The following is a 20,994-nucleotide window of genomic DNA, read 5'->3' as shown; positions in this document are numbered from 1 at the left end:
TGGACACCTAAAACCGCTCTAACGTTGAGCGGTTTTTTTATGTCAAAAATAACGATTGGTCACGCTATGGGCGGAGTTGGTCCAAAGCCTGAAATTAGTTGGTTTTCACAAGCTTATAAAAGGGAATTATCTCGACTATTTTGGTAGATTAAAGGTATTACCGACTTCCAGTGAGCAGCAATGAAGATTCTTCACACGTCCGATTGGCACCTTGGCCAAAACTTCTACAATAAAAGCCGTAAGAATGAACATGAACGGTTTTTACAATGGTTACTTGAGCAAGTTACAGAGCACGACATCGACGCGATCATTGTTGCTGGCGACATTTTCGATACCAGTACACCGCCGAGTTACGCTCGTGAGATGTATAACAAGTTTGTGGTCGATTCGAACAAGATCGGTTGCCAATTGGTGTTATTAGGTGGTAACCATGACTCGGTGTCTGTGTTGAAGGAGACACAGCAATTACTGAAGTACATGGGCGCAGACGTAATTCCGAACACCAATGAAGATCATGCGACTCAGGTTGTCGAGCTAAAAGGTAAGAACGGCGATGTAGAAGCGCTGGTTTGTGCCATTCCTTTTATTCGCCCTCGCGATGTGTTGATGAGCCAGGCGGGTGTCACTGGCGTTGAGCGTCAGAAGCAACTCGGCGATGCAATCAAACAGCATTATCAAAGTGTTTATGATGCGGCGGTTGCTAAGCGCGCGACGTTTGCAAACAGCGAGCACATGCCGATCATCGCTACCGGCCACTTAACTGCGATGGGTGTTCAACAATCGGATTCGGTACGTGATATCTATGTCGGCAACCTTGATGGTTTTGCCGCTGATGGCTTCCCAGACGCAGACTATATTGCACTTGGTCATATCCACCGCCCACAAGTGGTGGCAAAGCGTGAATACATTCGTTATTCAGGCTCTCCAATCCCACTAAGTTTTGATGAACTTAAGTCTCAAAAACAAGTGTGTGTGGTTGAGTTTGTTGAAGGTGAGCGCACCATTTCTCAACTGCCTGTTCCCACATTCCAACCTCTAGCTGAAATCAAAGGCGACTTGAGCGAGATCGAATCTCAGCTTAACCAATACATAGGTTTAGATAGCGACCAAAGCGTATGGTTATCGATAGAAGTGCAAGCGCAAGATTACTTGTCGGATCTACAAGAACGTATGCGCGCACTGACCGAAGGATTGAATGTGGAAGTACTTCAACTGCGCCGAGCAAGAGAGCGTCGTAATCAAGCATTAGAGCAAGAGTCGGCAGAGACCTTATCTGAACTGAGCCCGATGGACGTGTTTACGAAGCGTATTGCCTTAGAAGAGTTTGAAACCGATTCTGAAAAAGCGCGTTTAGAGCGCATGACGGTGAAGTTCAAACAAGTGATGGTCGAAGTGTCTGAAAGCGCTCAAGCGCCCAATAAAGTAGAAGAGTAATCGTATGAAGATTTTAAGCCTAGAATTTGAAAACCTGAACTCTTTGAAAGGGCGCTGGAAGCTCGATTTTACCCAATCGCCGTTTGCAGAAAACGGTCTGTTCGCAATTACTGGTCCAACTGGGGCGGGTAAAACCACCATTCTTGATGCGATTTGCTTGGCACTTTTCCATCGCACACCGCGTTTGAAAAGCATTGCTAAAGGTAATAATGAATTAATGACTCGTGGTACGGGCGAGTGCTTTGCTGAGCTTGAATTTGAAGTGCAGGGTAAAACGTACCGCTCTAACTTCCACCAAAAGCGCGCACGTGGCAAACATGATGGCGCACTGCAAACGCCGACCTGTGAATTTGCAGATGCCGACACAGATAAAGTGTTAGAGACCATGCTCACTAAGAAGATCAAGTTGGTGGAGCAGGTTACAGGGCTCGATTTCTCACGCTTCACTAAATCCATCATGTTGTCTCAGGGTGAGTTTGCGGCGTTCTTAAATGCCAATGCTAACGACCGTGCAGAGCTACTTGAAGAGCTGACGGGAACAGAAGTTTATAGCCTGATTTCAGAGCGTATCTACGATCATTTTAAGTCGAGTGAAGAGTCGCTTAATCAACTTAAAGCGAAAGCTGAAGGTGTGAGCTTACTGTCTGAAGAGCAAATCAAAGAGCTGACCGCAGAGCGTGAAACGCTAGAAGTAGAGCAGAAGCGTTTAGCCGAGCAATTAAAAGAGTGGCAAGTGCATCTTAGCTGGTGGAAAGACGTGACCAAAGCTGAGCAAACTATTGCGGCCAGTGAGCTCGATCTGAAAACCGCTCAAGATGAACTAGACCGTAACCAACCGTCACTAGAGCGCTTGGCAAACAGTGAGCCGGCTGAAAAGCTGCGTCCAGTACACAAAGATTTAAAGCGTTGCGAACAAGAGGTGAACACTACTCAAGCTCACCTAGATAACAGCACCAAGTTACTTGCCGTTCGTGATGCAGAAATGCAAGACGCGCAAACTAAACTGACTCAAAGCAGTGCGATTGTCGAACAGGTAAAAGCCGAACAGCAGGATCAAGAGAAGATCATCGAGCAGGTTCGCCCGTTAGATAACCAAATTGCCGTACTCAAAGATAAGCAAACTGCGGCCGTTAGTGCAGCGAATACGCTTAACGAGCAACATACGCAGCAGCGTAATCAACAGATTGTTTTAGTCCAAAAAACAGATGCACTGAAGCAACAAGATCAACTCAGCAGTGAGTATTTAAATACACATCAAGCTGACCAACATCTGGAAAAATACCTAGGTCAGTGGCAAGCAAAGGTCGAGCAAGTTCGTACTCTAGAGCGCCAGCATTCAGAGCAGTTGAATTCAGCGAAGCAAGCTTTGTCTGCAGTTGATGCACAGCAAACGATCATCAAATCCGCGCAAGATGCTAAAGCAACGCAAGATAAAACTTTAGCTGAATTGGTTGTTCTCGAGAGTAGTGCAAAGCAACAGTGGGAAGCCTTGCAAGGCAACACTAGCGAGCAAGTGTTGAATTCGCAAAAAGATCTGTTGGAGTTTTGGAATCGCAATACGCACTCATTACTCGAGATCAATCGTGGTTTTCTAAATGCCCAACAACAGCTGCACGTGAAAACACAGGCACATCAAACCAACACCCAGTTGGTCGACAAGCTTTCGAAAGAGCGTGAAGTGTTGGTGGAGCGATATAAAGAGAAAGAGACTTCGCTTGAGCGATTAACGCGATTGATTGATCAAGAAGGTGAATTAGCAAAATATCGTGCAGCTCTAGAATCTGGGTCTGAATGCCCACTGTGTGGTTCAACAGACCATGCGATTGAACAGTCTCAAGATATTGCAAATTTGGTTGCTCAAAAAGATAGAGAAAACCTAGAGCTAACGGCTATCAAAAAAGAAGGCCAAGAGCATCGTCAGCAGTTAGATTCTCTTACCCTTGTGATTGCAGCGTTGAACGATGATATTCAACGTGCGCAAGCGGATATTCAGCAGGCTCAATTGAATTGGCAAGGCGTTGTCGGCAAGCTTCAACAGAGCTTATCGGATTTCGTTGGCACGGCTCCTGAACTGGCACTGCTAACGATTAACGATTTAGGCAATGAAGCTACAGTCGCGACCTTTGCTCAGCAGTGTGAACTTCAACTAAGTCAGAGCGCGCAGCAACTCAAAGCGTTGGGTGATGCTAAAGCGCATTACGCTGAAGCTGAGAAACAACGCCTGTCTGTAAGTGTTATGGCTGACAAAGCGCAGTCTAATCTCGAGTTGGCCGAGCAACGCTTAGCTGATTTGAATAAGCAAAACCAAGTCGCAAACGAGCAAGTGACTCAAATAGCTCAAGCGAAAGGCCAGCAATGGAACGCTTTGAAAGAGAGCATTGTTCAAACTTCTATCGAAGCACCTGAACTTGAGCATATCGATGATTGGTTTACTGCGAAATCGCAAGCATCAAGCACATGGCAGCAAACCAAACAGCAACAGGCCGATATTGAGAAGCAACTGATTACTCAAAATGCCGAATTGAAAACGTTAGACGACAAGCTAAGCAGTGTTGAGAAAGAGCTCGCGACACTGACGCAAGAGAGTGAGTCTTTAGTGTCAGAACTCAGTCGTGTAACGGCTGAAAGAACAGAGTTGTTTGGTGACAAAGACATTCAAGCCACCAGCAATGCGATGAAGCAAAGAGTCACTGAAGCAGTAAATGCATTTGATGCCGCGCAGTTAGTGCTTAACCGCAGCGAACTTGAACATCGAACCGAGCAAACCAAACACACTGGTTTCTCGGACGAGTTAGTCAGTAAGCAATCGAGCTACACACAAGCGTCGAATGCTTGGTTAGAAGCGCTGAAAACTAGCCCGTTCGAAGATGAGGCTAATTTTGAAGCAGCGTTGTTAGATGAAGAGGTTAGAACTCAACTTCAAAGCCTGAAGAAGTCTTTAGACGAAGCGATTGTCAGTGCGCAAGCTAGGTTGAACGCCGCCAAAGCGACACAAGTGGATCTACTAAATCACGAAAATGCGAAAGCATGGCAAGAGCAAGACCAACAGAAAGTTGAAGAAGCGACTACTGAGTGTCAAAACGCACAGCAAAGCCATGCGACCAAGATCGGTGCAATTTCTGCCAATCTTGAAACGGATAGCCAGAACCGCAGTAATCAGCAAGATCTGTTTAAGCAAATTGATGAGCAACAAGTCGAGTTTGATGATATCTCTCGTTTGAACTCACTTATTGGCTCTAAGAACGGCGACAAGTTCCGTAAGTTTGCCCAAGGTTTAACATTGGAAAACTTGGTGTACCTTGCGAACAAGCAGCTACAACGTTTGCATGGTCGTTACGAGCTTAAACGTAAAGCCGACGATGGTTTAGAACTGCAAGTGCTCGACACATGGCAGGGCGATGTGATGCGTGATACAAAGACTTTATCAGGTGGCGAAAGCTTCTTGGTGAGCTTGGCGTTGGCATTAGCGCTTTCTGATCTTGTGAGCTACAAAACCAGTATTGATTCTCTGTTCTTAGATGAAGGTTTCGGCACGTTGGATAGTGACACATTGGACATTGCCCTTAACGCGTTAGATAACTTGAATGCATCAGGCAAGATGATCGGTGTCATTAGCCACGTTGAAGCACTGAAAGAGCGAGTGCCCGTTCAGCTTAAAGTGACAAAACACTCTGGCTTAGGTGTGAGTGAGATGGAGAAGCAGTACAAGGTTGTCGCTTAGGTTGTTACTTTGGTTCTTGCTAAATTTATCTGCGCAGAAATAGAAACAGAGCTAGATGAAGCAGATCCCCGACTCAGTCGTTCCTCCTTCTCGAGGATGACGGAGTCGGGAGTAGTCACAAATCACTACGCAGTCACTCCTTAAAGTCAGGAACGAACGTCATAGAGAACTAGGCTTTGTTCGTATTGCCTTCGTCATTCTCTAAAGCGAGGTACGAGCGTAATAGGGAATCTCTAGTAAACGCAGGAAGTGGATGCTTCAAGAAGGGAACGGCCATGCACAAGAAACCCCATTTACCGACTAAGATATGTCCTGTTTGCCAAAAGCCTTTCGCATGGCGTAAAAAATGGCAGCGCTGTTGGGATGACGTGATCTACTGTTCTGAACGTTGTTGTCGTAATAAGTCTTAGTCCCATAATCTGAATAGATCAGGTCAATCCTCATGATCTAAACCCGTTAACTCCAATATTTCCTTCCTTTGTCGTAATTTTGATGATCCTTTAATCGTTTCGTCATTCATTTCTCAAGTTAATATTTCTATCTGTAAGATAAGTGATGTATAAAGGCGGCATGAAGATACCTAAAAGAATACAGCCTTTAGTTGACGACGGTTTAGTCGACGAGGTGACAAGCCAACTCATGAGTGGCAAAGAAGCATCGGTGTACATTGTGCGCTGCGGCGATACGATCCGTTGTGCCAAGGTATATAAGGAAATAAGCCAACGCAGCTTCAAAAAAGCGACCGCGTATCGTGAAGGCCGAAAAGTCCGAAATAGCCGCCGCGCTCGAGCGATGGAAAAAGGCTCTGGCTTTGGTCGTGAACAACAAGAAAAGGTTTGGCAAAGTGCTGAAGTGGATGCCTTATATAAACTGGCAGAAGCGGGTGTTCGTGTGCCTGTCCCTTATGGTTGCTTTGATGGCGTACTGCTTATGGAGCTGGTCACTGACGATGAGGGTTACGTTGCACCACGTTTGAACGATGTGGTGATGTCAGCAGAGCAAGCGATCGAAGACCACGCCGTGATGATGACTTACGTAGTTAAAATGCTGTGTGTTGGTTTGATCCATGGTGACTTGTCTGAGTTCAACGTATTGGTGGATGAGTACGGTCCAGTAATTATCGACCTACCACAAGCGGTTGACGCTTCGGCTAACAACAACGCTGAGTGGATGCTGGCTCGTGACATCAATAACATCCGTGACTATTACGCTCAGTTTGCTCCTGAACTGGCAAAAACCGAGTATGCCAAGGAAATGTGGGCGCTGTACGAGAAAGGCGACTTGAAGCCAGACAGCAAACTGACGGGTGAGTTTACGGAAACCGACGACTTGGCTGATATCGAAGCCATCATGCAAGAGATAGACGCTGCGCGAATTGAAGAACAACATCGACGCGAGCGAGCTAAAGAAGAGAAAGAAGGTGTTGACGATACTAAGTTCAATTGGGCTGAATAATCGTGATGATCAGTTTTTATCTTTAGCTAGATATCAACCAAACGCCTTTTAAAACAGAGGCGTTCTTTCTAAATAAAAACCCAATGGAGCTTCAACTCTGTTGGGTTTTCTTTTTTAGCACTAATGAAAGACGGACACTCGTATCAACTACCAATTTAACTGTTCACCATCGTAAGCGTAGAAGTGCCCACTGTTATCCGGTGTGGCAGTGCGAATAATATCGACCAACTGATGGGCGACATAGCTTGACTCAAACAACTTACCTTCAGGGACATTGGTCTGAAAAGGCTTCGACAGAGCTGTGTCTGTCGTGCCCGGGTGCAGAGCCAACACGGTGCCTTTCTTAATGGTGCGTTGCCATTCGATCGACATGGTTTTGATGAACATATTTAGGGCTGCTTTCGATGAGCGGTAGCTATACCAACCGCCTAATCTGTTGTCTGAAATACTGCCAACCTTTGCGGATACCACAGCAAACTTTGGATTGTCGCTCGCTTTAAGTATCGGCGTGAAGTGCTTTGCCAATAATAAGCTCGGTAGGGTGTTCACAGAGATGTTTTTGAGGAAAAAATCAGGGTCGATGGACGACAAGTTTTTCTCCGGTCCAAGATCTGGAGTGTGGAGCATACCCACGCAGTTGATCAACCAATCAAGTTGTTCAAACTCAGAACTCAAACGCTTGATATCAGCTTCATTGGTCGCGTCGACTTTGTGCCAGGTCAAGCGATTGTTTTCTAGTTCCGGCTGTTGAGAGTGGTAAGTCGCGTCTACATGAACATCAAGAAAATCAAACCGAGAGAGCTCAGATAATAGGTGTTTAACCACAGCGAAACCAATACCGCCGCTCCCACCGACCACCAATATGTGTAATCTGAGTTGCTCCACCATTATAAGTTCTCCAAGTTTGTGATTCGTTGTTCAGCAGTATCGAGAATCGCTTGTTGTGATTGCTCATCCATGTTGTCCCAAGAGCGATATAACATGCCCATACGTGGGTTGCGGTTTAACGCATCGCGGTGCTGGTCCATAAAGCGCCAATACAAGCTATTGAAAGGGCAAGATTGCTCGCCGCTGCGTTCTTTTATCTTGTAGTGACAGCCTTTGCAGTAGTCACTCATGCGGTTGATATAGGAACCGCTGGCAGAGTATGGTTTGGTTCCTACGATCCCGCCATCCGCAAACAGTGCCATACCTCGCGTATTTGGCATTTCAACCCACTCAATCGCGTCGACGTAAATACCGAGGTACCAACTGTCGACTTGGTCAGGGTCTATACCCGTGATTAAACAGAAGTTGCCAGTGATCATTAACCTTTGGATGTGGTGCGCGTAAGCAAACTCAAGAGACTGGTCAATCGCATGCTTCATGCAGTTCATCTTGGTTTGTCCGTCCCAAAAGTAATGGGGCAGGTTATTATGTGCTGAGTAATGGTTTTTGTTGGCGTAAGCAGGCATGTTTGCCCAATAGACGGCGCGTATGTACTCTCGCCACCCCAGTATTTGGCGTACAAATCCTTCGACCTGTGCAATATCGATGCTTGGCTTATCTGGTGAGCTGTCTCGAAGACAGGATGCTTGGTAGGCCGACAGTGCTGCATCAATCACTTCTTTAGGGCTCAGCAGTTTACTGTTCAGCGAGAACGATATACGGCTATGATACAAGCTCCATTTAGAGTCGTGCTCTGTCGTCATCGCATCTTGAAACTGCCCAAATAAAGGCAAGCAGACTTGGCAGAAATGAGCGAGTAGAGACAAGCTTTGTGCGCGGTTCACCGGCCATAGTAACTGGTTACCGACTTGACCAATAGTTTGCACTTGGTGGTGCTCGATACGCTGCAAAATGTCGGTTATGTCATTGGTAAACATTAGCGGCTGAGGCAGGTTTTCGATGTCTTGTTTCTTGAGTTTCTTTCGATTGTTCGCGTCGTAATTCCATTTGCCGCCAACGGGCTTTCCGTCTTCTAACAAAATGTCGAAACGCTTTCTCATTCGGCGATAGAAGTGCTCCATCATGATGTGTTTGTCTTTCGGAAACTGTTGTTCGATCTCTTCGAATGGAAAGAGGAAGTGTTCTGTATCACAACAACCTTTGGTCGCATTGGTGAGCTTGAGCTTGTTCATCTGCTCTAAAAGGCGATATTCATCTGGCCTTTGATATTCGAATTTCTCTGCGCCGAATTCGTGTACATAGTGCTTTAGGAGTGTGTCTAGGTTTTCAAATTGCATTGTGTCGTCAAGAGTAAGGTGTAGTACTTGATTACCTTGTTCTTTGAGTTCGTTAGCGAAGTAACCCATCGCACAGAAAAACGCGGCCACTTTTTGAACGTGAGAGGCAACATAATCTGTTTCTTGTTTTAGCTCAGCAATGATGTAAATAACGTCATCGTTAACCTGTCTAAACCATGAATGCTCAATGTTGAGTTGGTCACCTAATACAAGTCGTACCGTTTTAAATTTCATAATGCGTCCCGGTTTGTGAGGCTTGTTGTGACTGCGTTACCGCCTGTCCATTGATTGATGAAGGCATGGTCTGGGTCGTACATTTCAGTACGTTGATTCAAATCGAAATGACGTGATTTGTTAATTATTAGACGCTTACGAGTTGATAAGCTGACAAGATCACAAATTTCTACTCTAAGCGGGAAATAGGAGATTTCGGTCAGGATGAGTGTGTTGAAGAGGATATCAAGCCAACCAATAATACCGATAGAGGTTGGCAAAGCCGGTTATTTTTGAGTGTCGAACTGGAGCTTCTATTCCATAGGAACAACGAGAATATCGATAGGGGAAGTATCGATGATCTGTTTAGAATGGGAGATGAGCTTATGCCAAAAATCATGGTGATGGCCGCATAGCAATAGGTCAACGCCGTTGGCTTCGATGGCATTTTTGAGCTTATCGTTCAAATCACCCGTTCCCACGAAAATGTGCTTGATTGGGTGCTTGGCGTAGGCTTCAAACTCTTTCAAATGCTTAACGGCATCTTCATTGATGGGTAAATCACCGTCATTTCCCTGAATATCAACGAGCTCTGGATAAATTTCTCCATGCGTACCATCGATATAAACAAATGAAATGCCAGCCTCCAGTTTATCAGCGAAGAAGATCGCTCTATCAATGAGAATCTTGGTGTCGTCAGACAGTTCAAGTGCGACCAGAATATGTCGGTAATCCATAATTAAAGCCTCTTGTTATGAGTTATGTAACAAGCATAGTTTCTGTTGACGCAAATGATATCGAAGAGATCTCATATTCCGTAAAATCATCATTCAATGTTCTTCTAAGCACTATCGTATTTATATCGCTTTGATTGGTAAGAAATTTACAAAAGGTTGATATAGTGGTTGAAGCGCTAGCTTATGCTGTTAGATAGGCTTGATAGTTCAATGCGCCAATAACGAAGAGGCATCAATGACAGCACTACTAACCATTCCCACTCGAACATTAGGTTTCGACTACGATATTGAGATCCGAGACTGGTCTCAAAAGCTCGTCGGCTTTCATGTGTTTGAAGGTGGTAGACGACCGCTTGATGGAGGCATTGGGCTGAGCCTCAACCTTGTTGAACAGTTTGACGTGAATGGTCGTTGGCTAAATTCATTACCTGCGCGTTATCGTGAAATCACCGACGACTTTCCAGAATACCAATACCAGATGTTGTGGCTTGCTGCGAATACTTATGAAGCCGCGCAATTGCTTGAATTAAGGCCTGTTATTTTGGCTTTGATCTGCATGAAATACAGTGTCGACAACAAGAAAGCACTGGCACTAAGTCGCTTAGGGCAGAAGAAGATCCTTACCAAGTTGGGCTTAGACGGCAGCAAGGCGACACTCAAATTCATCGACAAGCTAGAGCTTCATTACAATGTTGGTGATGAACTCGACCACATTGTTCGTATTCTCGAACCGCTGCAAAGACGAGTCCTTAAGTTTAAGCATTACTCAAAAGTTGGATACACAGCCCTGCGTTTGGACCAAGTTCATCCATTTCTAACTGGCAGCCGATTAGGGATTGCAATGGTGGAAGAGGGTAGACTTAATGCACCGTCGAAGATGGCGATGTTCCAAGATGCGATATTGTTAGGGCAAGATTTGGAGATGGATGATCCACTGCGTGCGATTACCAGTCAGAACTCTTTTGCGATGTTTGAGCAACTGCATGACCGCTGGACGGAGCAACGCCAATTACGACGCTTGGAGGGTAACTGCCCAATGGATAAAGACATCCCTTATCCCGTTCCTTTACTTGGCAATGACAACATTCATCCGCTCACGGATTATTACGACCTTGAACACGAAGGCATCGAGCAGAAGCACTGTATTGGCGTGTATCACAACCGAATCATGAGCGATCGTTATGTGGTGTTCCGCATGCTCAAGCCTCAGCGTTTAACCATAGGTTTACGCCGCGTCCCGAGCAAAGCATTTCCTTTTGAAATAGACCAAATCTGCGGAAAACGAAATGCACCTCCGTCGGAATCCGCTCGCCAAGTGATTCACGACTGGCTAGAAGCGAGTAAGCAAAAATATCCTAAGCAATAGCCATCCCAATCAATAACCATGAAGTAGAAGGAATACAGGATGTTTCAACAAGGCGATCTTTGCCCTCATTGTGGTTTGATTATTGTGATGCCTACGGATCTGCAAGGTGAATGCCTAGGATGCGGCGAAGAAATTAATCAAGACCCAGCAGACGATTACGACGAAGAAGAGTAGCTTTACCTACACTTAGATTAAACAAGGCTAGGATAGCCGAATTACTCTCTTTAAAAGGACGGAAAAATGCAGAAAGTAATCTTTAGAAATTGCGATGAAAACTCACCTTATTGGCATGAGTTAGAGGGCTTATTTCAAAGTGAATGGTCTGATTTCAAGTTTAAAGATACATATAAAGAAAACGTACAACTCCCTCCAGTAATAACAGTACTTCGCGATAATGTGGTCATTGGTGGCTTGGCGTATTCCTATTTTCAAGAACCTCACCAAGTTCATGATGTAGTGTGGATCAACGCTGTGTTTGTCGACCCTCAATGGCGCGGTCAAGGCATTGCCAGTGAACTGATTAATCGTGGTGTCAGACAGGTTTCTTCTGCAGTGCAAACTCAACTCTACGCGTACACCAATATCATGGGTCTCTACCAAGGGCTAGGTTGGTCAATCGTAAATATCGAATCAGAACCGAACCATAAAGTGATGAGTATTGAGCTTAATCGATAAGCTCGGAATAAAAGCCTGATATTAGTTTATCTGCCGTTCGAGTAATGAATTTCTCCCTTTCATCCATAATGCATAAACCTGTTAAATTTTCGTTGAAACTCATGCCGATATCGCCTTTAAATCAAACAACTAGTTGTTGATTAAAACGATCAAGACGATTTATTGCAGCAGTTGTTGAGCACAAAGCCTATATTGACTAGAATGACGCACTTTTTTTATTTACGTACATACAGGTAATGAACATGAGCGATACTAATTCAAGACCAGCTTTACCAGATCATCTTGCAGGCAACCCACGCAGCCCACACCACGTTGCTGAGTGTTTCGAATACCCAATCGGCATTCGTCTAAATGGTAAAGAGCGTACTGATGTTGAAGAATACTGCATCAGCGAAGGTTGGGTTAAGATCCCTTCTCCAAAAGCGCTAGATCGTTTTGGTCAGCCAATGCTTATTACTCTAAAAGGCACTGTAGAAGCTTTTTACATCGACGCATAATCACGTCGTGTGGCTAGCTAATACTTCGAGTAATTAGCTAATGTTTGCTTAATTAGCCAACATCAAGCCACCAAGCGTTATTACCTAAAAGGGTCTAGAGAAATCTAGACCCTTTTTGTTTGCATTGATTTTAGCGAACTTCTTTAACCAATAGCCCAAACCACCTTCATAACTCCACAGATTCAACCAAAATTGTTGTTATTCACTATGCATTCGCAGTAATAACAAAGTTGTTGTTGGTTGATTTATATTCGCTCGCTCTTTTTGGATTTATTCGTACTCGAAAGTTCTGATGTTTAATTAAACAGATACAAACAAAAATATGAAGCGCAGTCTAATTAAATGAAACTAATATGCTGTATTTAAAGTTATTTTTTGTTAATAACTACCTCTATCACAGAAATTAATCCTGAAGCACATACAATTCCCTTGATTTCGAATGAGCGCTAAATTTTTTCGTTCGAGCATTTAAATTCTTCCTTCGCCCAATAATTATGAGGTTCCTATGTTTGGAATATTCAAACCTATGGCGCATATCGATCGCTTGTCATCAGATAAGATCGATAGCACCTACACACGACTACGATGGCAGCTGTTTCTTGGCATCTTCGTTGGCTATGCGGGGTACTACTTAGTCCGTAAAAACTTTAGTTTGGCGATGCCTTATCTCATTGAACAAGGTTTTAGCCGTGGAGAACTAGGGGTTGCATTAGCGGCGGTATCTATCGCTTACGGCTTATCTAAGTTCTTAATGGGCAGTGTTTCTGACCGTTCTAACCCTCGTTACTTCCTCAGCGGTGGCTTGTTAATGTCGGCACTGGTGATGTTCTGCTTTGGCTTTATGCCTTGGGCAACAGGCAGCATCACTGCGATGTTTATCCTGCTGTTCTTGAATGGTTGGTTCCAAGGTATGGGTTGGCCAGCTTGTGGACGAACCATGGTCCACTGGTGGTCACGAAAAGAACGTGGTGAGATAGTGTCAGTATGGAACGTTGCTCACAACGTGGGTGGCGGTTTGATTGGCCCAATGTTCTTGTTGGGGCTGTGGGCTTTTAACGACGATTGGCGAACCGCTTTTTATGTTCCTGCATTTTTTGCCACTCTCGTTGCTGTTTTTGTTTGGTTTACTGTAAGAGATACACCTCAATCTTGCGGCTTACCACCGATTGAAGAACATAAAGACGATTACCCAGACGACTACGATACGTCTCATGAGAAAGAAATGACGGCGAAAGAGATCTTCTTTAAGTACGTTTTCTCTAACAAACTGTTGTGGTCAATCGCGATTGCTAACGCGTTTGTTTACCTTATCCGTTATGGCGTACTCGACTGGGCTCCGGTTTACTTAAAAGAAGCAAAAGACTTCTCTGTAGATAAATCATCTTGGGCTTACTTCTTGTATGAGTGGGCAGGTATCCCTGGCACCTTATTGTGTGGTTGGATTTCAGATAAGTTATTCAAAGGCCGACGTGCACCTGCAGGTATCTTGTTCATGGTTCTAGTGACAGTCGCTGTGTTGGTATATTGGCTGAACCCTGCGGGTAACCCAACGGTTGATATGTTGGCACTGGTTGCGATTGGTTTCCTTATCTATGGTCCTGTAATGTTGATCGGTTTGTATGCACTGGAACTTGCACCTAAGAAAGCTGCAGGTACAGCGGCTGGTCTAACAGGTTTGTTTGGTTACTTAGGTGGCGCGGTTGCTGCGAACGCAATACTCGGCTTTATGGTTGACCATTACGGTTGGGATGGCGGCTTCATTATTTTGGTCGGCGCTTGTGTAGCTTCAATCATCTGTCTGCTGTACGCCTTCTTAGGTGAGCGTGCGCACCATAAACAAAAAGATCTCGAACGAGAGAAAGAAGCGTTAGCTCAGTAGTGTATTTACTGAATCACATCTATAAATAACAACAGAGGCAGGTATATCCTGCTTCTGTTTTATCAAGGGAAACAATAATGAAAACAACGTCACTGTCTCTGACCTTATTAGCACTAAGCTTATCTGCAAATGCATTAGCAGATCCTTTAGTGATTGCGCATCGCGGTGCTTCTGGTTATTTACCTGAACACACATTACCCGCTAAAGCGCTCGCTTATGCAATGAAACCCGACTACATCGAACAAGATGTCGTGATGACCAAAGACGACCAATTGGTGGTTTTGCATGATCATTATCTAGACCGAGTCACCGATGTCGCGGATCGCTTTCCAACACGTGCTCGTTCAGATGGCCGTTACTACGCGATTGATTTTACGCTCGCTGAGATCAAATCATTAAAGGTGACCGAAGGCTTTAAGTTAGATGAACAAGGCAACAGAGTGGCAGGGTACCCAACGCGCTTCCCAATGTGGCAGTCTGATTTTCGTGTCGCTACCTTTGCAGAAGAAATCGAGCTGATCCAAGGCCTAAATAAGACCTTAGGTTATGACGTGGGCATCTATCCTGAAATTAAAGCACCTTGGTTCCATCGTCACGAAGGCAAAGACATCTCCAAAGCGGTACTTGCGACCTTGCATCAATATGGTTACCTATCGAAAGACGACAAAGTGTATTTGCAGTGTTTCGACGCCAATGAACTTCAACGCATTAATGATGAGCTCATGCCAGCGATGGAAATGGACCTTAAGCTCGTTCAGTTGATGGCCTATACAGATTGGAATGAAACCATGACCTACCAAGGCGACAAAGCAACGCCGTACAGTTACGACTGGATGTTTGAAGCTGGTGGAATGGAAAAAGTGGCGAGTTATGCTGAAGGAATTGGTCCTTGGAAGCCAATGTTGGTGGACAATGCATCGACCAAAGATAACATCATCATTAAACCGTTAATGAAGTCAGCAAAAGACGCGGGCTTAGACGTTCACCCATACACGTTCCGTGCCGACCCAGGAAGAATCCCAGCTTATGCTGATAACTTTGATGGCATGTTGGATGTCTTCTACAACCAAGTCAAAGTCGATGGTGTGTTTACTGACTTCCCAGACAAAGCGGTCGACTTCTTGAACCGTTAATATCCTGCCAATTACGAGCGACTACTAACGAGATATTCAGAGCCAAAAGCACACACTAAATGTACTTTTTGGCTCTCCTTGTACTGGCCTCGAAATCCTACCTATATTCTTCTTTCTCAGCCCACATTTTGATATTCACTCGGTTTACAGCTATAACCTGACTTGATAGGTTACTCCCAATGCAGCCAGATGCTTAATCTATAAGTGTTTATCGGCTCAACCTGATATTGAATTTGGAAAGATCATGGAAGAAAGAAGCAAAGCTTATCTTGATAGCTACCTCAACACATTACCAGCAGACGTTGCTTCGCAATACACCTCTTTTAGTGCCGACTATTACTGTGCTGATGAATACAACGCCAACCTCTGCGCCCAGTTAATTCTCAAGGGTGAAAAACAAGCGTCTTGCAGCCTTGAATATTGGTACAGCCATGAAGGCGAGACGAGACCAGTAGTTGGTCACTTGCAAGTCGTCACTGACTGGGATGGCAAGCCAGTTTGCATTGTAGAGATCACTTCAGTCTCACAGTGCAAATATAACGAAGTGACGGCGGAGTTTGCTGCTGCCGAAGGCGAGGGTGACAAAACACTCGAATGGTGGAAAGAAGCTCACTGGAACTTCTTCTCTCGTGAATGTGAAGAGCTCAAGATCTCACCAAGTGAAGACATGTTACTTATGTTGGAGCGTTTCAAAGTGGTTTATCAATAAAGGGTATTTTGTGTTTAGAAGATCGTGCTCCATAAACAGTAACAAGGTTGTCCATAATGAGCCTAACCGTCCGAGAAGTTTTTATAGGCTCGCTTAAACATTAGATAATTCATCGTATGCAGGAGGCAAGATGACAAAGCTAATCGAATTAACAGAAATAGTCTTATTCGACTGGGGCAATACGCTGATGGTCGATTTGCCAGACGCACAAGGGAAGATGTGTGACTGGGAAACCGTACAAGAAGTGAGTGGTGCTCGTGCATTACTGGGGGAGTTGTCGAAAACTCATCTAGTTTATGTTGCTACCAATGCTGGTGATTCCAGTAAAGACGACATCATTCGAGCCTTTGAGCGTGTTGGCCTGTCTCAATATATCTTGGGTTACTTTTGTAAGGCGAGCATTGGCTTTTCTAAGTTCGAGTCGGGGTTCTATCCTGCCATTATTTCTAAGCTCGGTGTTTCACCACAAGAGATCACCATGGTAGGCGACACTCTAGAGAAAGACATTTACCCAGCACTTGAAGCGGGTTTGCAAGCGGTGTGGTTGAACACGGAAGGTGCTGAGCTTAAGTCACAGCATCCAGGTATCGTACAAGTTCAATCCCTAAGCGAACTGTTGGAGTAGCGCGATTAACTCTCTGATATTAAGTTCAGATAAAGCGCTTGTCCGTTTTGACGTAAACCTCTCATCTCTTTGCTGTTTAATCCTCTAAGCTAAGTCTAGTTTCCACTATGAGGGCTAGGCTATGAATATCGAACGTCACGGAATATCGGTTGGAATTGAACGTGTTAGCGGTGAAACCATTGTTGTGTTCAAAGCGAAAGGCAAACTCACACACGATGACTATCAAGCAATGATGCCAATTCTAAATACCACGCTAGAAGAACTCGATTCATCGAAACTCAAGATGCTGGTCGACATCTCCACCTTAACGGGTTGGGAGTTACGTGCTGCTTGGGATGATTTCAAACTGGGATTAGAGCTCAATTCGAAGATAGACAAAATCGCGATTTATGGTGACAAAAGCTGGCAAGAAATGGCATCAAAAGTCGGCAGTTGGTTTGTGTCCGGTGAGATTAAGTCATTCGAAGACCATAACTCTGCGCTTAAGTGGCTAGTCGATTGATTCTATCTACGAACAACTAGAAAGCAATCCGTAAACAACGCCGATGACAGTTGACGAGAATTGTCTCGAACGCTGTCATTTTTCGTTTTGGCGATGATATTTCCTATTCGATTCAATAGAGTATATTCCTTCCAGCGTGTAACATACCCAGGCTTTGTTTGGTCGCGACTAATGGTGTGGCTTGATTCAGTAAGAACGAGAACTAAAACAGAAATAAGGTCTAACGACATGCATAAGGTAATTGATAAGCTGGCTTGGATATTCATCAAAGACGGCAAGCTGTTGATGGTCAGATCAAAAGGCAAAGAACTGTTCTATCTACCGGGTGGTAAGCGTGAAGCTGGCGAAAGTGATGAGCAAGCACTGGTTCGCGAAATCAAAGAAGAGATCTCAGTTGATTTAGTGCCTGACTCCATCAAATACGTCGAGACGTTTACAGGCCAAGCTGATGGCAAAGCGGAAGGCGTATCGGTGCAATTGACTTGCTATCTTGCTGATTATACTGGCGAACTGTCTCCGGATGCCGAAATTGAAGAGCTTAAGTTTGTGGATGGCAACGACAGAGCGGTATGCTCATTGGCGGCACTGGTTGCGCTTGATTGGTTAGAAGCGAACCAGTATTTGGCTTAAGGTTTTAGCGGCTACTAGCTAATACTGAAGATTGATCTTCAAAAGATCATCGCTTACGAATAGCTTGAAGGGCGGCTGTCTTTCATCAACAGGTCGAGTTTCCTTTGAGCTTTCTTCGTGTCTTGTAAATCCACCACCTCAATCATTTCACACTCATCTCGTACCATCTCATTAATTAGGCTTGGGTAGTGTCGGCAATCTTCTGGTCGGTCTAAGTAAATGCTACATGTGTACTTGGCTTGAGCCTTGGTGTCTTTCGTCGGAACCAGCTCCAGAAAAGGGCAGCGAGTTAAACGTTCGCCAGATACAGGGTCGAACCAGATCTCGCTTCCTCGAACATATTCAAAGATGTCTGGGTTGAACAGCTCCCACAAATCGATCTCTTCTTGAGTCGCGGCAAGGTCGCCATCTCCGTATTTGATACAGCATTTTCCGCATTGATTACAATCTTTCATTATCGACTTCATTGGTTGGTGAGCTTTTATCATTTTACCACTGATAGGCGTGGCACGTTGACTTTGTTGTTCATGGTTAAGCCGTTACGGCGCGGGAACATGGAATAGCGGCACTTAAATCAACTTATCTATGCGCCACCACTCCAACCAAAGATGTAAACAGTGATACAATTTGCGTCTCTCACGTTATTAAAGCAAAGGCATCAAAATGAGAACCGTATACACCACCGAAGGCAACATCAACGCAAAGAAACAAAAAGAGGCTTACCCAAAGCTCGCTTTATGTGACAAGTGCGTTGGTGACTATGTGGTTATCGAGCAAGGTGAACGAACTTACAAGCCTTGTGCTAAATGTGGTGCCGACGATTAATGCGCCTTGATAAATACCTATGTAAAAGCACTGACCTAACCAAGCCTGAAGCGATTGAACGCATCCATAATGGCGATGTGAACGTAAACAGTGAAACAGTCACCGATGAAGCGACTCAGGTTCATGAAAGCAACACCATTTTGTTAAATGGCACGCCGCTTAAATTGCGTGAATTTCGATACCTCTTAATGCACAAGCCTGCGGGTACTATCTGTTCTAATGTCGATGAAGTTTATCCTTCATTGTTCAACGACATCGAGATAGACAAAGCATCAGAACTGCACATCGCAGGGCGCTTAGATGCCGACACCACAGGCTTAGTCTTGATTACCGATGATGGGCGATGGTCATTCAATATTACGCTGCCAACCAAGTCATGTAAGAAGGTGTACCGAGTGACATTGTCACGAGATATCAAAGATGATGTCGCTGACAAGTTCAAAGTGGGCATTCAATTGCAGGGCGAGCAAAAACCGACGCGTCCGGCAGAGCTCGAAGTGATTACCAGTAAAGAAGTGCTGTTGACCATTACAGAAGGTAAGTTTCATCAAGTAAAACGAATGTTTGCTGCGGTCGGGAATCGAGTTGTTGGCCTACACCGTGAACAGATTGGCGATGTACGTTTAGATGTTGAAGCAGGTCAGTGGCGTTATCTAACTAAAGCCGAAGTCGACTCATTTCAGCAAGACTCTGAATAAACACCGTAACCACTTAAAGCGTTAAGCGTGTCAGCACCGGAATATCAATACTATAAGGATGTAGGATGGAAAACCTCAAAGTCTCAGAAACTAAGTCTTTTGTACCCGCGAAAGACTTCGATTTATCCAAGCGTTTTTACCACTCAATCGGCTTTGAAGTGAAGTCTGAATTTCACGATATCGCCTATCTACGACACGGCAGTTGTGCGTTCCTTCTGCAAAACTTTTATGAACCTGCGCACTGTCACAATTACATGATGCACTTGCTGGTTGAAGACGTAAAAAGTTGGTATCAACACATCCAAAACTCTAATGTAGTGTCGGATTTTGAAGTTACCGTTTCCGAGGTTGTTGAACAGCCTTGGGGAATGCTTGAGTTTTGTATCACTGACCCAAGTGGTGTGCTGTGGCGTGTGGCTGAAAACATCAGGCCGCGTTAATGCATCCAACTTGCATTGAGGCCAGTGAAAACTTCAAATTATCCATCTGTTTCTTTATTTCTGCCTACATAAGGCAATGATCAAATAGGTTCAAACATGGATATAAAGGCTAAAATGCACAGCCAAGACGTTTACTACTGTGACGACGTTGATTTGGTTGCTGAGCAAACTCAATGCTTAGAAGTGCTATACGATTTCAACCACACTCGTCCTAGTGAAGGGTATAAACGACAACAAATCATGAAGCAACTGTTCGCCGAAGTCGGTGAGGGCTGCTACATCGAGCCACCGTTACACGCGAACTGGGGGCGTCACACCCACCTAGGCGACAATGTATACGTGAACTTCAATCTAACTCTGGTCGACGACACAGATGTATTCATCGGCGACAACGTGATGATTGCGCCTAACGTGACCATCGCCACTGGCACACATCCCATCAGCCCAGAACTCAGGCTAAAAGCAGCGCAGTTCAATGTTCCCGTTCGTATTGGCAACAACGTATGGCTTGGCGCGCACACCGTCGTACTTCCCGGTGTCACCATTGGTGAAAACTCAGTAATAGGCGCAGGCAGCATCGTCACCCAAGACATCCCAGCTAACGTCGTCGCAGTCGGCAACCCATGCAAAGTGGTACGCGAAATCAACGAACGCGACCGAGAGTATTACTACAAAGATTGCCGCATTCCAGATGAATTAAAGTAAGCGATTTTTCACATGCCTGAAATTAGCTGTGACATAAGCCATTGTTATGTAATGGCTTAGTTGCATATTGCTTGTCTATCTTAGATACTAGACAAAATTATTCTGGAGTTAAGTGCAGAATTTTTCTGTTTGATAGCTGTTATATGTACAGGGAGTTTCAATGAGGGGTTTTCTCAAAGGGATTTTAGCTTATCTTGTTGTGATCTCGGTAGCTCTGCTAATTTCTCGCAATTTTTTTGATTACCTATCCACAATAGACTTGGTTGACTACATTGCATATAGCGGAATTTTACTTGTTGTGTTGGCAGGCATTACATTTGATGGTAACAATCCAGCTAATCAAGACTTTTTGTCGTTAATGATTCATCGTGAACTTGTGTCCCGAACCAATGACTTTCAAGACGAAAGTAATAAAGTAAGTTTTGCAGTTAATGTCGGTTTGATAGGTATATTTTTACTTATTACTAGTGGTGTAATGGCTTGGCATATTAGTAAGTAAAACATATAACAAATAAGGATTAAGGT

General features: G+C 44.6%; 23 protein-coding genes. 19 read left to right on the top strand and 4 right to left on the bottom strand.

What is annotated here, in order from left to right; all coding sequences use genetic code 11:
- The first annotated feature begins 180 nt into the window (after nt 1-180).
- The 4 genes from sbcD (at nt 181) to AB4307_RS15425 (ending at nt 6,610) form a co-directional block, all read left to right on the top strand.
- Nucleotides 181-1,434 carry an exonuclease subunit SbcD gene (gene sbcD / locus AB4307_RS15440; protein WP_017059194.1) on the top strand — a complete coding sequence of 418 codons (1,254 nt, stop codon included), beginning with the start codon at nt 181-183 and terminating at the stop codon, nt 1,432-1,434.
- Nucleotides 1,435-1,438: 4 nt separating this feature from the next.
- Nucleotides 1,439-5,155: an SbcC/MukB-like Walker B domain-containing protein gene (locus tag AB4307_RS15435; protein WP_372132366.1), complete on the top strand. Its 3,717-nt coding sequence runs from the start codon at nt 1,439-1,441 to the stop codon at nt 5,153-5,155.
- 275 nt (nt 5,156-5,430) lie between these two features.
- Nucleotides 5,431-5,565 carry a DUF2256 domain-containing protein gene (locus AB4307_RS15430; RefSeq protein WP_372132364.1) on the top strand — a complete coding sequence of 45 codons (135 nt, stop codon included), beginning with the start codon at nt 5,431-5,433 and terminating at the stop codon, nt 5,563-5,565.
- Nucleotides 5,566-5,725: 160 nt separating this feature from the next.
- Entirely contained in the window at nt 5,726-6,610 is an 885-nt protein-coding gene (locus AB4307_RS15425) for a PA4780 family RIO1-like protein kinase (RefSeq protein ID WP_029235559.1), read from the top strand.
- Nucleotides 6,611-6,757: 147 nt separating this feature from the next.
- On the opposite strand, the gene AB4307_RS15420 is transcribed toward AB4307_RS15425, so the two are convergent.
- The 3 genes from AB4307_RS15420 to AB4307_RS15410 form a co-directional block, all read right to left on the bottom strand.
- Entirely contained in the window at nt 6,758-7,498 is a 741-nt protein-coding gene (locus AB4307_RS15420) for an SDR family oxidoreductase (protein ID WP_372132361.1), read from the bottom strand.
- A complete protein-coding gene (locus tag AB4307_RS15415) occupies nt 7,498-9,069 on the bottom strand; it encodes a cryptochrome/photolyase family protein (protein WP_372132358.1) in 1,572 nt (523 codons plus the stop codon). Before AB4307_RS15415 ends, AB4307_RS15420 begins: the two co-directional genes overlap by 1 nt.
- A 293-nt stretch (nt 9,070-9,362) precedes the next feature.
- Nucleotides 9,363-9,785, bottom strand: coding sequence for a universal stress protein (locus AB4307_RS15410; protein ID WP_372132355.1), 423 nt, complete (start codon nt 9,783-9,785; stop codon nt 9,363-9,365).
- A 235-nt stretch (nt 9,786-10,020) separates the two neighbouring features.
- Here AB4307_RS15410 and AB4307_RS15405 point away from each other — a divergent pair, with 235 nt between their 5' ends.
- The 10 genes from AB4307_RS15405 (at nt 10,021) to AB4307_RS15360 (ending at nt 17,801) form a co-directional block, all read left to right on the top strand.
- On the top strand, nt 10,021-11,151 hold the full coding sequence (locus AB4307_RS15405; RefSeq protein WP_372132353.1) for a PcfJ domain-containing protein: 1,131 nt from the start codon (nt 10,021-10,023) through the stop codon (nt 11,149-11,151).
- 39 nt (nt 11,152-11,190) lie between these two features.
- Nucleotides 11,191-11,325, top strand: a complete 135-nt coding sequence (locus AB4307_RS15400; protein WP_017059202.1) for a hypothetical protein — start codon at nt 11,191-11,193, stop codon at nt 11,323-11,325.
- Between the two features lie 66 nt (nt 11,326-11,391).
- Nucleotides 11,392-11,826 carry a GNAT family N-acetyltransferase gene (locus AB4307_RS15395; protein WP_372132350.1) on the top strand — a complete coding sequence of 145 codons (435 nt, stop codon included), beginning with the start codon at nt 11,392-11,394 and terminating at the stop codon, nt 11,824-11,826.
- 242 nt (nt 11,827-12,068) lie between these two features.
- On the top strand, nt 12,069-12,323 hold the full coding sequence (locus tag AB4307_RS15390) for a DUF3297 family protein (protein ID WP_017059204.1): 255 nt from the start codon (nt 12,069-12,071) through the stop codon (nt 12,321-12,323).
- Between the two features lie 505 nt (nt 12,324-12,828).
- Nucleotides 12,829-14,202, top strand: a complete 1,374-nt coding sequence (glpT, locus tag AB4307_RS15385) for a glycerol-3-phosphate transporter (protein ID WP_029235560.1) — start codon at nt 12,829-12,831, stop codon at nt 14,200-14,202.
- A 77-nt stretch (nt 14,203-14,279) separates the two neighbouring features.
- Nucleotides 14,280-15,335, top strand: coding sequence for a glycerophosphodiester phosphodiesterase (gene glpQ / locus AB4307_RS15380; protein WP_102393697.1), 1,056 nt, complete (start codon nt 14,280-14,282; stop codon nt 15,333-15,335).
- Nucleotides 15,336-15,579: 244 nt separating this feature from the next.
- On the top strand, nt 15,580-16,044 hold the full coding sequence (locus AB4307_RS15375; RefSeq protein ID WP_017059207.1) for an ASCH domain-containing protein: 465 nt from the start codon (nt 15,580-15,582) through the stop codon (nt 16,042-16,044).
- Between the two features lie 130 nt (nt 16,045-16,174).
- Nucleotides 16,175-16,669, top strand: a complete 495-nt coding sequence (locus tag AB4307_RS15370; RefSeq protein ID WP_065583633.1) for an HAD family hydrolase — start codon at nt 16,175-16,177, stop codon at nt 16,667-16,669.
- A gap of 121 nt (nt 16,670-16,790) precedes the next feature.
- The gene (locus AB4307_RS15365; RefSeq protein WP_372132347.1) at nt 16,791-17,171 is read left to right on the top strand and encodes a SpoIIAA family protein; all 381 of its coding nucleotides are present in this window, start codon (nt 16,791-16,793) and stop codon (nt 17,169-17,171) included.
- A 228-nt stretch (nt 17,172-17,399) separates the two neighbouring features.
- Entirely contained in the window at nt 17,400-17,801 is a 402-nt protein-coding gene (locus AB4307_RS15360; protein WP_017059210.1) for an NUDIX hydrolase, read from the top strand.
- A 53-nt stretch (nt 17,802-17,854) separates the two neighbouring features.
- On the opposite strand, the gene AB4307_RS15355 is transcribed toward AB4307_RS15360, so the two are convergent.
- Nucleotides 17,855-18,256, bottom strand: coding sequence for a YkgJ family cysteine cluster protein (locus tag AB4307_RS15355; RefSeq protein ID WP_171733309.1), 402 nt, complete (start codon nt 18,254-18,256; stop codon nt 17,855-17,857).
- A 208-nt stretch (nt 18,257-18,464) separates the two neighbouring features.
- On the opposite strand from AB4307_RS15355, the gene AB4307_RS15350 reads away from it, so the two are divergent.
- The 5 genes from AB4307_RS15350 (at nt 18,465) to AB4307_RS15330 (ending at nt 20,968) form a co-directional block, all read left to right on the top strand.
- The gene (locus AB4307_RS15350; protein ID WP_017059212.1) at nt 18,465-18,626 is read left to right on the top strand and encodes a hypothetical protein; all 162 of its coding nucleotides are present in this window, start codon (nt 18,465-18,467) and stop codon (nt 18,624-18,626) included.
- On the top strand, nt 18,626-19,324 hold the full coding sequence (locus AB4307_RS15345) for a pseudouridine synthase (protein WP_372132344.1): 699 nt from the start codon (nt 18,626-18,628) through the stop codon (nt 19,322-19,324). The genes AB4307_RS15350 and AB4307_RS15345 overlap by 1 nt, the downstream gene beginning before the upstream one ends.
- 65 nt (nt 19,325-19,389) lie before the next feature.
- A complete protein-coding gene (locus tag AB4307_RS15340; RefSeq protein WP_372132342.1) occupies nt 19,390-19,764 on the top strand; it encodes a VOC family protein in 375 nt (124 codons plus the stop codon).
- 96 nt (nt 19,765-19,860) lie between these two features.
- Nucleotides 19,861-20,469: a sugar O-acetyltransferase gene (locus AB4307_RS15335; protein WP_102333291.1), complete on the top strand. Its 609-nt coding sequence runs from the start codon at nt 19,861-19,863 to the stop codon at nt 20,467-20,469.
- 160 nt (nt 20,470-20,629) lie between these two features.
- Nucleotides 20,630-20,968 carry a hypothetical protein gene (locus AB4307_RS15330; protein WP_372132339.1) on the top strand — a complete coding sequence of 113 codons (339 nt, stop codon included), beginning with the start codon at nt 20,630-20,632 and terminating at the stop codon, nt 20,966-20,968.
- Nucleotides 20,969-20,994: the final 26 nt, after the last annotated feature.

The organism is Vibrio sp. 10N.261.52.C2 (genome assembly GCF_041471425.1).
Classification (GTDB): Bacteria; Pseudomonadota; Gammaproteobacteria; order Enterobacterales; family Vibrionaceae; genus Vibrio; species Vibrio crassostreae_C.
This window is presented reverse-complemented; position numbering and strand designations above follow the sequence as displayed.

Excerpts from the sequence above, each read along its gene's own strand:
- sbcD (WP_017059194.1), top strand. The coding sequence starts at position 181 with ATGAAGATTCTTCACACGTCCGATTGGCACCTTGGCCAAAACTTCTAC.
- AB4307_RS15435 (WP_372132366.1), top strand. The coding sequence starts at position 1,439 with ATGAAGATTTTAAGCCTAGAATTTGAAAACCTGAACTCTTTGAAAGGG.
- AB4307_RS15430 (WP_372132364.1), top strand. The coding sequence starts at position 5,431 with ATGCACAAGAAACCCCATTTACCGACTAAGATATGTCCTGTTTGCCAA.
- AB4307_RS15425 (WP_029235559.1), top strand. The coding sequence starts at position 5,726 with ATGAAGATACCTAAAAGAATACAGCCTTTAGTTGACGACGGTTTAGTC.
- AB4307_RS15420 (WP_372132361.1), bottom strand. The coding sequence starts at position 7,498 with ATGGTGGAGCAACTCAGATTACACATATTGGTGGTCGGTGGGAGCGGC.
- AB4307_RS15415 (WP_372132358.1), bottom strand. The coding sequence starts at position 9,069 with ATGAAATTTAAAACGGTACGACTTGTATTAGGTGACCAACTCAACATT.
- AB4307_RS15410 (WP_372132355.1), bottom strand. The coding sequence starts at position 9,785 with ATGGATTACCGACATATTCTGGTCGCACTTGAACTGTCTGACGACACC.
- AB4307_RS15405 (WP_372132353.1), top strand. The coding sequence starts at position 10,021 with ATGACAGCACTACTAACCATTCCCACTCGAACATTAGGTTTCGACTAC.
- AB4307_RS15400 (WP_017059202.1), top strand. The coding sequence starts at position 11,191 with ATGTTTCAACAAGGCGATCTTTGCCCTCATTGTGGTTTGATTATTGTG.
- AB4307_RS15395 (WP_372132350.1), top strand. The coding sequence starts at position 11,392 with ATGCAGAAAGTAATCTTTAGAAATTGCGATGAAAACTCACCTTATTGG.
- AB4307_RS15390 (WP_017059204.1), top strand. The coding sequence starts at position 12,069 with ATGAGCGATACTAATTCAAGACCAGCTTTACCAGATCATCTTGCAGGC.
- glpT (WP_029235560.1), top strand. The coding sequence starts at position 12,829 with ATGTTTGGAATATTCAAACCTATGGCGCATATCGATCGCTTGTCATCA.
- glpQ (WP_102393697.1), top strand. The coding sequence starts at position 14,280 with ATGAAAACAACGTCACTGTCTCTGACCTTATTAGCACTAAGCTTATCT.
- AB4307_RS15375 (WP_017059207.1), top strand. The coding sequence starts at position 15,580 with ATGGAAGAAAGAAGCAAAGCTTATCTTGATAGCTACCTCAACACATTA.
- AB4307_RS15370 (WP_065583633.1), top strand. The coding sequence starts at position 16,175 with ATGACAAAGCTAATCGAATTAACAGAAATAGTCTTATTCGACTGGGGC.
- AB4307_RS15365 (WP_372132347.1), top strand. The coding sequence starts at position 16,791 with ATGAATATCGAACGTCACGGAATATCGGTTGGAATTGAACGTGTTAGC.
- AB4307_RS15360 (WP_017059210.1), top strand. The coding sequence starts at position 17,400 with ATGCATAAGGTAATTGATAAGCTGGCTTGGATATTCATCAAAGACGGC.
- AB4307_RS15355 (WP_171733309.1), bottom strand. The coding sequence starts at position 18,256 with ATGAAAGATTGTAATCAATGCGGAAAATGCTGTATCAAATACGGAGAT.
- AB4307_RS15350 (WP_017059212.1), top strand. The coding sequence starts at position 18,465 with ATGAGAACCGTATACACCACCGAAGGCAACATCAACGCAAAGAAACAA.
- AB4307_RS15345 (WP_372132344.1), top strand. The coding sequence starts at position 18,626 with ATGCGCCTTGATAAATACCTATGTAAAAGCACTGACCTAACCAAGCCT.
- AB4307_RS15340 (WP_372132342.1), top strand. The coding sequence starts at position 19,390 with ATGGAAAACCTCAAAGTCTCAGAAACTAAGTCTTTTGTACCCGCGAAA.
- AB4307_RS15335 (WP_102333291.1), top strand. The coding sequence starts at position 19,861 with ATGGATATAAAGGCTAAAATGCACAGCCAAGACGTTTACTACTGTGAC.
- AB4307_RS15330 (WP_372132339.1), top strand. The coding sequence starts at position 20,630 with ATGAGGGGTTTTCTCAAAGGGATTTTAGCTTATCTTGTTGTGATCTCG.